Here is an 11,929-nt window from a genome sequence, read left to right as displayed (position 1 = left end):
ATCTTACTTAAAAAACAAGAGAATGGGACAAAACTATAAAAATTTAAGGAACAGAGGAAAGCTGTTCATAAATTTTTGCTATATGGGGACCTTAGCTATTCTTGCTTTTGCAATTAAAAAAATTAGAAGTGTTCACTAGTTGTTGGTAGCGGAGGTGGTGACTCCAGCTCCGAACAGCACATAATGTAAGACGCGGGCAACAACCGCATAGCAAAAAAGTGTTAGATTGATTGGGGGGACTGACCCCGATATATAAGACACTAAACAAAAAAGCATTACCCAACCCGTTGTCGATATTGAACCGGCGACTGGTTGTTTAGTTTCGTTTGAATTCGGTTATTGTTATAATAGTTTATATAGTCTTTGACAGTTTGTTCTACGATGGCCGTCGTAGTACTGTTCAAATTGTCTAAGTAGAATGTTTCAGACTTTAACACAGAATGAAACGATTCGATTGGGGCATTATCAGCGGGCGTACCTTTACGGGACATGCTCATGGTAATGCCTTTTGCTTTTACGGCCTGTTGATAATCATACGATGTGTATACCGCCCCTTGGTCACTGTGCAACGTACACCCTTCGGGCAAATGATGAAGTTGAGCTAATGTATCCAGCACAAAATCAGTATCTTGGCAGTCTCCAATCGAATAGGCAATAATTTCACCATTATATAAATCTTGAATACTTGAAAGATACAACTGTTTTTGACCAAATGGCAAGTAGGTAATATCAGTTACGAGCTTCTGTAACGGTGCGGTGGCTTCAAAATCGCGATTTAATAAATTTGCTGCGATTGCATAAGGTTGTCCTGTTCGTTTCCGTTTTTTCACTTTCACGCGACATTGCCAACCATATTTTTGCATGATACGTTGAACCACTTTATGATTGACGCACATTTCTTGACGTAAAAGTGCTGTAATTTTTCTGTAGCCATAGCGAAATTTATTTGCTCGACAGAGTTCACCGATACGTCTCTCTATTGCTTGACGAGACCTTGCATCGGTTGATGCCTGTTTCCAACGATAGTAGGTAGATCGTGCAATCCCAAAGTGTTTACAAATGTCCTTTACAGACATCATGCTTCTTAGTGACGCAACTAACTGTACAGCTACTTCTCCAACCACTTCCTCTCCAACTCTGCGTACTTTTTTAGCACCTCAATTTGTTGCTTTAAATAACGGTTTTCCAATGCTAATTTCGTTTGTTCATTGTCCGGTTCAGGACCCTTATTAAATATATATTGTTTGCCTACAGGTTGTTTCAAACGATTGACTTCACCATTTCTATACCAACGCACCCATGTTTCGACCTGTGTTTTATGACGTATATTTAATTCCAATAGAATCTGTTTGACAGGTACACCCGCTAATCGCATCTTAATCGCTTTCATTTTTAATTCATAGGGATAACTCACTCTTGTTCCCATAGAAAAAACACCTCCAAATTGAAATTTAAGTATCTATACCCGAATTTCAATCGAAGATGCTTTTTTTATTTGTCTATACCTAATGGGGTCAGTTCCTAGGTTCAATCTAACACTTTTTCTCTTATGTCCCATCCTCTTTCATTTTTTATAAAATTTTAATATCACCTGAATAAATCGTTCGTATTGTCCCATCGTTTTGCGTTAGCTGAAGCACGCCATCATCTGTAATACCGCTAGCAATTCCTTCAAAGCGTTCTCTTAAAGTTGTCACTTCGATGCGTTGACCAATCGTGCACGACATCTGCTCCCAAAGCGCTTTAATACTAGAGAAGCCCTGTTTCACGTATAGTGCAGTAAACTGCTCCAAATATTGCAAAATTGTTGCGACAAGTGCAGCACGGTTAATTTCCTCCCCTGCCGCAATACGTAACGATGTCGCAATATCTGCGATGTCTGGTGAGAAATCGTTTTCTAGCTGGTTGGCATTGATGCCGATTCCTACAAGTAATGCTTGTACAAGATCTGCCTCTGCCTGCATCTCTGTTAAAATACCTGTGCATTTCTTACCGTTTATCAGTAAATCATTTGGCCATTTAATAGCAGGCTCTACATGTTTATACAATGTTTTAATCGCCATTGTAACCGCAACCGCTACGACAAGTGTGAACGAAGATGCTTGCTGTGGTGAGACATCTGGTCGTAAAATAATGGTCATCCAAATACCCGTACCATTTGCTGATTCCCATGGTCTTGCCATACGTCCACGCCCTGCTGTTTGTTCTTCACTAATCACAATTGTGCCATCTGGAGCACCTTCCTGTGCAAGTTTATGGGCAATGGTTTGTGTGGAATCGACTACATCAAAATAGTGGATTTCTCGCCCAAAACGCTCTGTATTTAAAAATAATTCTATTTGTGTGGGACTTAAGCTATTCGGTACACCAGTCAACATATAACCTTTTTTCTTAACGGTTTCAAAAGTATAGCCTTCCTCTTGCAACGTCTGCATATGCTTCCAAATAGCCGTACGTGAAACCCCTAGTGAATCTGCCAACTCCTGTCCTGAAACCGCCTCACCGCTAGATGCTAATAATCTTTTTAAAATTTCATCCTTCATGGACATACTCATACTCAAACCAATCCTTTAGTATTTTTCTTCATTGCAAACCTTAACCCATAACCTATCTCATTAGCACGAAATGCGAATAAGATTTACCATTCATGCTTTAAAATACTGAATAAAAGAGAATCTCGCCAGCCGTCTTTTAGTAGCAAATCTTGCCGTATTCTACCTTCGTAAGTCATACCGATTTTTTCTAACACTTTTGCCGAGCCTAGATTTCTTGGGTCACAAGTAGCAAAAATACGGTGTAAATTGAATGCACTAAATCCAAATTCAATCAGAAGCTTTGCTACTTCAGTAGCGTATCCCTTTGCCCAATCATCTGGATGAATAATATAACCAATCTCACCTTGTCTATTGGTAAAATCCCGAATATTCATTTCTCCAGCACCGATGACTCGATTCTTTTCCATAACAGCAAAAACGAAGCGACTTCTCGGAACGTTAGCCGCCTCCAAAACTACTTGTGTTACAAAATCCTGTGACTCTTTCTCGGAATTCGGACCCCAAGGTTGATATAGGCAAACAATTGGTTGCGATGCATATGCATGCACAGCGCTCCAATCTTGTTGTTCCATTTCTCTCAGTATCACTCTCTCACCTTTTAAATGGTTCATGTCAATCATCACCCAAACACCCCTTGATTGAAATTTACTTCACGATTTATGTATAAAGTGTGTGCTATGTCCCAAAAAAGATAAAGCAAGTGACCCTTTTAATGACGTATTTTCATGGTCACTTGTTGTCACTTGCTTAATTTACTTTATATCAACAATGATTCATCCTTTATGGACATACGCACGCTCAAACCAATCCTTTATGTGGTTTCGCTCATTTATTAGCTCCCCGTTAACAACAGCCGTTAGAATCCTTTGCAACGCTTCTTTTAACCATGGACCACGTTTTTGTTCAGACCATTGTAGTAAATCCATTCCATTGACTACAAGCTCTTGGCGATTTTTTATTGGTAATCTTGCCTGCACTTCACGTATACTGTGCTGCGAAATGGTAACTTGCTCTTTCAATTGTGCAAAGTAGTGTGCTGTTTCAAGCTCCTCAAGCGAATACGTAAAATAGTCCATGCTCGTCCAGCCATTCTGTAAGGCATGGAACGCACTTAAAACAGCCTTCACAAATGCCATTTCCTTATTCGATAAACGATAAGCACGCAACACTTCCTGCCAATTTTCTTTTTGTCCAAGAGCAAAATACGCCCAACCGCAAGTTGCATTTTCTACAGCAAAACCACGCCAATGGTCTACTTGGAAATCCCCTTGTAAATAAGACACAAGTCCACTTTCTTCAAGCTTTTTAATGCCATTATATACATCTTTTCCTAGCCATAGCTTATCAAGTTCAGCCTTCATGCGCTCTTTGGCAACCCATGCAATATCGGGGGCCTTTTGCTGCATTGCCTGAAGGGTAGCCACTTCAATCGAAAAGCCAAGCTGTGCTGAAAATCGCACAGCTCTTAACATTCGTAAGGCATCCTCGGCAAAGCGCACCTTCGCCTCCCCTACAGCTCGAATCACGCTAGCCTCAATATCACGTTGTCCACCGTAAAAATCAACAAATGACCCATCTCTACGCATGGCTATAGCATTCATCGTAAAATCACGGCGCTGTAAATCTTCTTTCAAGGAACGTACAAAATGAACTTCCTCAGGTCTTCGATGATCTGTATACTCTCCATCTGTGCGATAAGTTGTTACTTCAACAGGCCCTTCTGGCACAATGACAAGTACAGTTCCATGTTGAATACCGATATCAACGGTACGATTAAAAACAGTTTTAACTTCTTGTGGCAATGCATTTGTCGCTACGTCAACATCATGTGCAGGACGATTTAAAATTGCATCTCGCACAGCGCCACCTACGACAACTGCTTCAAAGCCAGCCTCCTCCAATTGCTCAATAACTGTGAAGGCTGCTTGCCATTCTTTAGTGTTTTGCATGGTTTATTTCCGCTACCTTTTCATACAGTTGTTCATACTGCTCGACAATTTTAGATGAATGGAATTTTTCATTGACTGCGCGCATTGCTGCTTCACGGAAACGAAGTAATTTATCTTCATCATTTAATAATTCTACAGCATACTCAGCTACTGCATCTGTATCGCCTAATTCTACTAAGTAGCCATCGACACCATGATCAATGACTTCTGGTATTCCACCAACGTTCGAACCGATACATGGCACACCACAAGCCATTGCTTCTAGCAGTACAAGGCCAAAAGATTCCTGTTGAGACAGTAATAGCTTTAAATCACTAATAGCGTATAATTCAGCTAAATTTTCTTGCTTGCCTAAAAATAAAACATCCTTCACATATGGACTTTCCTTTACTTGGTCCATCACACGATGCTTTTCAGGTCCATCTCCTACTAACAATAGTTTCGCTTTCATATTAGCGCGGATTTTCATAAAGGCATCGACAATATGAGGAAGGTTTTTAATTTTACGGAAATTTGACACATGAATGATAACTTTTTCATCAGCTTGAATACCAAACTGTTCTTTTAAGTTACCAGCGTCAAGTGGACGATATTCACGCTCATCTACAAAGTTATAAATTGTTTCAATTGGTTTTACTGTATCAATTAGTTTGTAAGTTTGTTCTTTGAGTGACTGTGATACTGCTGTGACAATATCAGATTTATCAATGCCGTATTTAATAGCTTGTGAAAGCGTTGAATCCTGTCCAAGCACGGAAATATCTGTGCCGTGTAGCGTTGTCACAATACCTATATTTTGCCCACTCATTTCTCGGGCTAGCACCGCACATACAGCATGTGGGATAGCATAATGTACATGGAGTACATCTAGCCCTTCATCTTTAATCACGTCCGCCATTTTACTCGCTAATGCAATATCATACGGCGAATACTGAAATACTGAATAATTGTTTACTTCTACTTCATGGAAAAAGACGGTCGGATAAATTTTATTCAATCGAAATGGTACGCTGGAGGTGATGAAATGTATTTCGTGTCCTCTCTCTGCAAGCATTTTTCCTAATTCTGTTGCAATCACACCAGAGCCTCCAACAGTTGGATAACAGGTAATGCCGATTTTTAGCTTTCTCATTCGATGATCATCCTTTCTAAAATCACGTCTTTTAGTCTCGTCTTTCTTGAATCAGTCTCCAATCCACAAAGCCTTCTTGTAGGCCTTTTAGTAATATTTCTGCAGTTCCCATATTTGTTGCCAGTGGCACTTGGTAAACATCACAAAGACGGATAAGTGCAGAAACATCTGGCTCATGTGGTTGTGCTGTTAATGGATCACGGAAGAAAATCACCATGTCCATATCATTGTTGGCAATCATAGCGCCAATTTGTTGGTCTCCTCCAAGAGGACCTGAGCGAAAACGTGTAATTTCTAAGCTCGTAGCTTCCATCACACGTTGCCCTGTTGTACCTGTAGCATAAAGCGTATGCTCATTTAAAATATCGCGGTAAGCAATAGCAAACTGTACTAGATTATCTTTTTTGCGATCATGTGCAATCAATGCAATTTTCATAAGTATTCCATCCGTTCTTTAGATGATGTTTTCTAAACCATAAACGAGCTGATCCATTTTCATAACTTCTTCTACACAAAAAGCAACGCCAGACATAAAGGAATTACGATTTAATGAGTCATGACGGATTGTTAACAGTTGGCCGTCTCCTCCAAATAATACTTGCTGGTGTGCCACTAAACCAGGTAAGCGAACAGAATGAATGCGCATGCCATCAAAATCTGCTCCTCTTGCTCCTTCAATCGTTTCTTTCTCCTCTTGATGACCTTGCATTTTTTGTGCACGCACCTCTTGGATCATTTGTGCTGTTTTAACCCCTGTACCAGATGGTGCATCTAACTTCTGGTCATGGTGCATCTCAATGATTTCTACATCAGGTAAATATTTTGCTGCTTCTTTAGCAAATTTCATCATCAGAATCGCGCCAATCGCAAAGTTTGGTGCAATAATACAACCTAACTCCTTCTCATTCGCAAGTGCTGATAATTCTTCTAGTTGTGCATCTGTAAAACCTGTTGTACCAATCACTGGTCGTACATTTAAATTTAATGCTTCTTTTGTATGATGATATACTGCATGTGGATTCGTTAAATCGACTAAAACATCAGGGGCCGTTGCCTCTATTAGTTCATGCATATCTGTAAATATTGGTGCTGTATAGCTTGCTGGGAACATTTCTAAATCAGCTAATGTATGACCAACCTCTTTATAATCTAGTACAGCTACTAACTCCATTTTGGCATGTTTCATGACTGTATGTACAGCTTCTGCTCCCATTTTTCCTCTTGGCCCTGCAATGGCTACACGAATCGACATTATTCCTCTTCCTTTCTTGTCCAGCGATCCTTATCTCTCGTCTCAAATTTATGTATGACACGCAACAGTGCCTCATCTAATTTTATACCTTGTGCATTAGCAAAGCATACTAAAACAAAGAAAAAGTCACCTAGTTCTTCTTCAATACTATTCGTTTCTTCTGTGCTCTTTTTCTTTTTTTGACCGTAAACGTCCTGCACTTCGCGCGACAGTTCTCCAAGCTCTTCCGTTAAACGTGCGAGTAGTTCAAAAGGTGGGAAATAACCTTCCTTAAATTGCCCAATGTAATCATCCACACGTTTTTGCAAGGCTTGCATCGTAATCTGTTCTGTCATCTAATATCACACTCCTAATTACCATCGTATAAAATTTACACCATTGTTGTCAAAAACAATAAAATGACAGATAATAGAATCCACTACTTCATAGCTAAGAACTACAGGAGGTCTTATGTTTAAACAGATTAAAATACGTAATATTATCGCAATAATGCTCGGAGCAGCCATTTTTAGCTTTGGTTTTGTACACTTTAATATGCAAAATCATTTAGGTGAAGGCGGTTTTAGCGGAATTACCCTTGTTCTCTATTTTACACTAGGTTGGGACCCCGCATTACTTAATTTACTGTTGAATATTCCAATGTTTTTATTAGGTTGGCGCTTACTAGGTAAAAAATCTTTTATTTACACATTAATTGGTACCATTTCAGTATCAATTTTCCTGAAAATTTTCCAGAAATACCAATTCACTATTCACTTAGAGGATGATTTATTTCTCGTGGCATTGTTTGCCGGTATCTTCGTTGGACTTGGACTAGGAATTGTGTTCCGCTTCGGAGGTACAACTGGTGGTGTGGATATATTAGCACGTCTCGGACATAAATATCTAGGCTGGAGTATGGGGAAAACCATGTTTATATTCGATGCCATTGTTATTTTATTATCTTGGCTAACATTTTTAGATGCACGTTCAATGATGTACACGCTTGTCGCTGTATTCGTAGGTGCTCGTGTTATTGATTTTGTACAGGATGGCGCCTATTCAGGGCGTGGCGCACTCATTATTTCAGAAAAATCTAGTGCGATAGCGGATATGATTACTTTGCGCATGGAACGAGGTGTCACGATTTTAGAAGGTCACGGTCACTTTACAAAACAAGCAAAAGAAGTAATTTACTGCGTTGTTGGACGCAATGAAGTTGTACGCTTAAAATCGATTATTCATGAGGTCGATCCGCATGCTTTTGTCTCTATTTCAGAAGTTCGGGATGTTGCGGGAGAAGGCTTTACGCTGGACGATCAAAAGCAACCTTTACATTAAGGTTCACATATTGCAGTAGCGCAGATGAAATAGATTCTAAAATACTAGCTATGTAAATAAATTAAAAAAACTTGTTATAGTGGTTGGGACTGACCCCGTTATATAAGACAGTAATCAAAAAAGCATTACCCAACCAGTTGTCGGTATTGAACCGGTGACTGGTTGTTTAGTTTCGTTTGAATTCGGTTATTGTTATAATAGTTTATATAGTCTTTGACAGTTTGTTCTACGATGGCCGTCGTAGTACTGTTCAAATTGTCTAAGTAGAATGTTTCAGACTTTAACACAGAATGAAACGATTCGATTGGGGCATTATCAGCGGGCGTACCTTTACGGGACATGCTCATGGTAATGCCTTTTGCTTTTACGGCCTGTTGATAGTGAGAAGATGTATACACCGCGCCTTGGTCACTATGCAACGTACAACCTTCAGGTACATCATGGAGTTGGGCTAACGTATGCAACACAAAATCTGTATCTTGGCAGTCTCCAATCGAATAGGCAATAATTTCGCCATTATATAAATCTTGAATACTTGAAAGATACAACTGTTTCTGACCAAATGGCAAGTAAGTAATATCGGTTACGAGCTTCTGTAAGGGTGCACTTGCTTCAAAATCACGATTTAATAAATTGGCTGCGATAGCGTGAGGTTGACCTGTTTGTTTCCGTTTTTTCACTTTCACACGACATTGCCAACCATATTTTTGCATGATACGTTGAACGACTTTATGATTGACGCGTAATTCTTGGCGTAAAAGTGCCGTGATTTTTCGGTAGCCATAGCGAAACTTATGCGCACGACACAGTTCACCGATACGTCTCTCTATTGCCTGACGAGACCTTGCATCGGTTGATGCCTGTTTCCAACGATAGTAGGTAGATCGTGCAATCCCTAAGTGTCTACAAATGTCCTTTACACACATCAAGTCTCTCAATGACGCAACTAACTGTACTGCTACTTCTCCAACCACTTCCTCTCCAACTCCGCGTACTTTTTTAGCACCTCTATTTGTTGCTTTAAATAACGGTTTTCCAATGCTAATTTCGTTTGTTCGTTATCAGATTCAGGACCTTTATTAAAGCTATATTGTTTGCCTACTGGTTGTTTCAAACGATTCACTTCACCATTTCTATACCAACGCACCCATGTTTCGACCTGCGTTTTATGGCGTATATTTAAATCCAATAAAATCTGTTTGACAGGTACACCCGCTAATCGCATCTCAATCGCTTTCATTTTTACATCATATGGATAACTCACTCTTGTTCCCATAGAAAAAACACCTCCTAATTGAAGTTTGGGTATCTATACCCGATTTCAATCGAAGATGCTTTTTTTATTTGTCTATATCTATTGGGGTCAGTTCCGTTAACCCACTATAACAAGTTTTTTAGTCGTCACTACGCATATTTGTAAATATTAATATTAAACGTAATAATTCTAATACAGCTACTGCTGCTGCTGCCACATAAGTTAACGCAGCGGCACTTAACACTTTACGTGCAGGGCGTTCTTCTTCATTGGTAATAATACCAAGGGAATTCATTTGCACTAATGCACGCTTCGATGCATCGAATTCAACTGGTAGCGTAACTAATTGGAACACTACGCCTGCTGCTAATAGGACAATACCTAGTAATAACATGTTTGATAACCCAGAAAAAATACCAATCATAACGAATATCCAAGATGCGTTTGATGAAATATTTGCAACTGGTACAAGCTTACTACGTAAAGTAAGCATTGAATATGCCTCTTTATGCTGAATAGCATGACCTACTTCATGGGCAGCAACTGCTGCGCCAGCAACACTTGCTTCATAGAAATTGCTTTCTGATAATGCGACTGTTTTTGTCGCAGGATTGTAGTGATCAGATAACACACCTTGGGTTGGCACAACTCGCACATCGTACAAACCGTTCGCATCTAAGATCGCCCTAGCTACCTCAGCACCAGTTTGTCCCTTCATGGTACGTTCCTTTGCAAACTTTTTATACGTACCTTTTACCTTCATCTGTGCGTACAATGGCAGCAGCATAATAATCGCAAAATAAACAATATACATGCTTGTTGACAATTTTCTAACCCCTTTCTATCTCGATACTATAATTCTATAGAGATTTCCCTAATTGGGCAAATATTTGCGCCACCTAATTGAGAAAATGGCGATAAAAATACAAGCAATTGATAACCAAAATGTAAAATAGCCAATGATACTTGTATAGTCTGCTAAATCACGGTACATTGGCATTTGTCCAAATACATAGTCAATAACATCATTGTGCAAAGTCCATACCGCAGCAAAAGCAACATGCCAATATGAAAATACATATTTACCGATATAAAGAACACCTTGGACAGCCATCGCAAAATGTGAAGCAATCAGCATCCAACCTTGCCAGCCTATATAGCCCGTTTCAACTAGCGTCCAAAGATTCATCACATCTGCCCAAATACCATATTTAACCAATGTCACAAGCGCTAATACTTCCATCAATGGCCATCGTTTTCCTAAAATCCATGCCAGCAGCACAAAACAAAAAAATAAACTAGCAGTGGGACTATCTGGTACAAAAATATAAAAAATGGGCTTTGTTATCGCAAGTTGCCAACCATACCAGTAATAGCCGTAAATGGTTCCTAACAAGTTAATAAGCAGTAAAATGATTAAAAATGTTTTATGCGTAAGGAGATACCAAATGTTTGCAGGCGTTATTTGCATGATTAAAACTCCTTTACTATCCGTCTATTCTAAGATGTCTTTTTTCCTCGATTTTTATGTATGATGTGACGGCTGCGCTTCTTAGTCCACTATGTCATATCGTAGTTTCCTTTCAAAGCTGTGCCTTATTAAGTATATCGTAAACATCGATATAATTTTGATAAAAACTAGAAAAAAAGAGTCAGTTTCCTGACTCTTTTTGAAATTATTCAGCTTTTAAGCTTTCGATAAACTCAGCAAGCTTTTGAAGATCTTCATCAGATCCTGTCCATAGACCTGCTGGCATTTTACCGCTAGGCGTACCATTGTGTGCGATATCCTTAATTTCATCAGCTGTTAAGCCAGTGTTCATAAGTGTTGGCGCACCAGCACCACCTTCTAAGCCTTCACCGTGACATGTAATACATGCAGAGCCGGCATAGATTTGGTAACCTTCTGAGCCTTTATCGAACTCTACAGTTTCCACGATAGCACCTTGAATTTTTTGAGCTTCCCAGTCATGATTAACAACTGACTCCCAAGTTAAATAGAACATAGCAGCCAATGTTAATAACATAAACGCAGTTGGTAACGGACGTTTAGACGGACGGCGTTCTGGACTCTTATCTAAAAATGGCATTAATAATAGCGCTCCAAATGCTAGACCTGGAATGACAATTGCTCCGATAACATTATATGGACCAGAAGCAAATGAGTATTTTAAGAGTTGGTACATGAATAAGAAGTACCAGTCCGGTAATGGCGTGTATGCTCTTGTTGGATCAGCTGGCCCTTCAAGTGGAGATGGGTGAGCGACTGTTAACAGTAAATAACCGATTAAGAAAACAGCACCTACCATCCATTCTTTTAGTAAGAAGTTCGGCCAGAAAGCTTCAGTTTTACCTGGATATTCGGAATAATCCTTTGGAACGTTCGGCATTCTGTGATTCGCTTTGATACGAGAATCGCCGACAAATTTCATTCCTTTTCCGCGATGCATAGTGTCCCCTCCTTTA

Annotated in this window: 13 protein-coding genes; 1 reads left to right on the top strand and 12 read right to left on the bottom strand. The window is 39.5% G+C overall.

Going from position 1 to position 11,929, the window contains the following annotated elements; genetic code table 11:
- Window positions 1–275: 275 nt before the first annotated feature.
- The 8 genes from I5435_RS07695 to I5435_RS07660 form a co-directional block, all read right to left on the bottom strand.
- Window positions 276–1,426 (bottom strand): IS3 family transposase gene (locus tag I5435_RS07695; protein ID WP_337982768.1). Its coding sequence is split into 2 segments (ribosomal slippage): window positions 276–1,153 and window positions 1,153–1,426, totalling 1,152 coding nucleotides; the frame shifts between segments, so codons are not numbered across the junction.
- Between the two features lie 145 nt (window positions 1,427–1,571).
- A complete protein-coding gene (locus I5435_RS07690; RefSeq protein ID WP_337983529.1) occupies window positions 1,572–2,555 on the bottom strand; it encodes a biotin--[acetyl-CoA-carboxylase] ligase in 984 nt (327 codons plus the stop codon).
- Window positions 2,556–2,638: 83 nt separating this feature from the next.
- Window positions 2,639–3,175, bottom strand: coding sequence for a GNAT family N-acetyltransferase (locus I5435_RS07685; protein WP_443136939.1), 537 nt, complete (start codon window positions 3,173–3,175; stop codon window positions 2,639–2,641).
- 153 nt (window positions 3,176–3,328) lie between these two features.
- Entirely contained in the window at window positions 3,329–4,504 is a 1,176-nt protein-coding gene (locus I5435_RS07680; protein ID WP_337983528.1) for a CCA tRNA nucleotidyltransferase, read from the bottom strand.
- Window positions 4,491–5,636: an N-acetyl-alpha-D-glucosaminyl L-malate synthase BshA gene (gene bshA / locus I5435_RS07675; RefSeq protein WP_024364254.1), complete on the bottom strand. Its 1,146-nt coding sequence runs from the start codon at window positions 5,634–5,636 to the stop codon at window positions 4,491–4,493. The genes I5435_RS07680 and bshA overlap by 14 nt, the downstream gene beginning before the upstream one ends.
- Before the next feature lie 31 nt (window positions 5,637–5,667).
- Window positions 5,668–6,072 carry a methylglyoxal synthase gene (gene mgsA, locus I5435_RS07670; protein WP_024364255.1) on the bottom strand — a complete coding sequence of 135 codons (405 nt, stop codon included), beginning with the start codon at window positions 6,070–6,072 and terminating at the stop codon, window positions 5,668–5,670.
- Window positions 6,073–6,090: 18 nt separating this feature from the next.
- Window positions 6,091–6,888 (bottom strand): 4-hydroxy-tetrahydrodipicolinate reductase, encoded by a 798-nt coding sequence (dapB, locus tag I5435_RS07665; protein ID WP_337983527.1) that lies wholly within the window; start codon window positions 6,886–6,888, stop codon window positions 6,091–6,093.
- Complete coding sequence (locus I5435_RS07660) at window positions 6,888–7,223, bottom strand: nucleotide pyrophosphohydrolase (RefSeq protein ID WP_024364257.1); 336 nt, start codon at window positions 7,221–7,223, stop codon at window positions 6,888–6,890. Before I5435_RS07660 ends, dapB begins: the two co-directional genes overlap by 1 nt.
- Window positions 7,224–7,338: 115 nt before the next feature.
- On the opposite strand from I5435_RS07660, the gene I5435_RS07655 reads away from it, so the two are divergent.
- Window positions 7,339–8,208 carry a YitT family protein gene (locus tag I5435_RS07655; RefSeq protein WP_025219082.1) on the top strand — a complete coding sequence of 290 codons (870 nt, stop codon included), beginning with the start codon at window positions 7,339–7,341 and terminating at the stop codon, window positions 8,206–8,208.
- A gap of 125 nt (window positions 8,209–8,333) precedes the next feature.
- On the opposite strand, the gene I5435_RS07650 is transcribed toward I5435_RS07655, so the two are convergent.
- The 4 genes from I5435_RS07650 to I5435_RS07635 form a co-directional block, all read right to left on the bottom strand.
- Window positions 8,334–9,484, bottom strand: a protein-coding gene (locus I5435_RS07650) for an IS3 family transposase (RefSeq protein ID WP_337982658.1) whose coding sequence is annotated in 2 segments (ribosomal slippage) — window positions 8,334–9,211 and window positions 9,211–9,484 — 1,152 coding nt in all. Because the reading frame shifts where the segments join, the coding sequence is not laid out codon by codon here.
- A 118-nt stretch (window positions 9,485–9,602) separates the two neighbouring features.
- Window positions 9,603–10,277, bottom strand: coding sequence for a zinc metallopeptidase (locus I5435_RS07645; protein ID WP_024364259.1), 675 nt, complete (start codon window positions 10,275–10,277; stop codon window positions 9,603–9,605).
- 60 nt (window positions 10,278–10,337) lie between these two features.
- Window positions 10,338–10,934 carry a lipoprotein heptaprenylglyceryl N-acetyltransferase LhaT gene (locus tag I5435_RS07640; protein WP_025219081.1) on the bottom strand — a complete coding sequence of 199 codons (597 nt, stop codon included), beginning with the start codon at window positions 10,932–10,934 and terminating at the stop codon, window positions 10,338–10,340.
- A gap of 205 nt (window positions 10,935–11,139) precedes the next feature.
- Window positions 11,140–11,913, bottom strand: a complete 774-nt coding sequence (locus I5435_RS07635; RefSeq protein WP_025219080.1) for a menaquinol-cytochrome c reductase cytochrome b/c subunit — start codon at window positions 11,911–11,913, stop codon at window positions 11,140–11,142.
- Between the last annotated feature and the right edge of the window lie 16 nt (window positions 11,914–11,929).

Source organism: Lysinibacillus sp. C5.1, from assembly GCF_016350185.1.
In the GTDB taxonomy this organism is placed as follows: Bacteria; Bacillota; Bacilli; order Bacillales_A; family Planococcaceae; genus Lysinibacillus; species Lysinibacillus sphaericus.
This window is presented reverse-complemented; position numbering and strand designations above follow the sequence as displayed.

Bases quoted from the DNA above. Each gene is read 5' to 3' on its own strand.
- I5435_RS07655 (WP_025219082.1), top strand. From the start codon at position 7,339: ATGTTTAAACAGATTAAAATACGTAATATTATCGCAATAATGCTCGGA.
- mgsA (WP_024364255.1), bottom strand. From the start codon at position 6,072: ATGAAAATTGCATTGATTGCACATGATCGCAAAAAAGATAATCTAGTA.
- I5435_RS07680 (WP_337983528.1), bottom strand. From the start codon at position 4,504: ATGCAAAACACTAAAGAATGGCAAGCAGCCTTCACAGTTATTGAGCAA.
- I5435_RS07690 (WP_337983529.1), bottom strand. From the start codon at position 2,555: ATGAGTATGTCCATGAAGGATGAAATTTTAAAAAGATTATTAGCATCT.
- I5435_RS07645 (WP_024364259.1), bottom strand. From the start codon at position 10,277: ATGTATATTGTTTATTTTGCGATTATTATGCTGCTGCCATTGTACGCA.
- bshA (WP_024364254.1), bottom strand. From the start codon at position 5,636: ATGAGAAAGCTAAAAATCGGCATTACCTGTTATCCAACTGTTGGAGGC.
- I5435_RS07635 (WP_025219080.1), bottom strand. From the start codon at position 11,913: ATGCATCGCGGAAAAGGAATGAAATTTGTCGGCGATTCTCGTATCAAA.
- I5435_RS07660 (WP_024364257.1), bottom strand. From the start codon at position 7,223: ATGACAGAACAGATTACGATGCAAGCCTTGCAAAAACGTGTGGATGAT.
- I5435_RS07640 (WP_025219081.1), bottom strand. From the start codon at position 10,934: ATGCAAATAACGCCTGCAAACATTTGGTATCTCCTTACGCATAAAACA.
- I5435_RS07685 (WP_443136939.1), bottom strand. From the start codon at position 3,175: ATGATTGACATGAACCATTTAAAAGGTGAGAGAGTGATACTGAGAGAA.
- dapB (WP_337983527.1), bottom strand. From the start codon at position 6,888: ATGTCGATTCGTGTAGCCATTGCAGGGCCAAGAGGAAAAATGGGAGCA.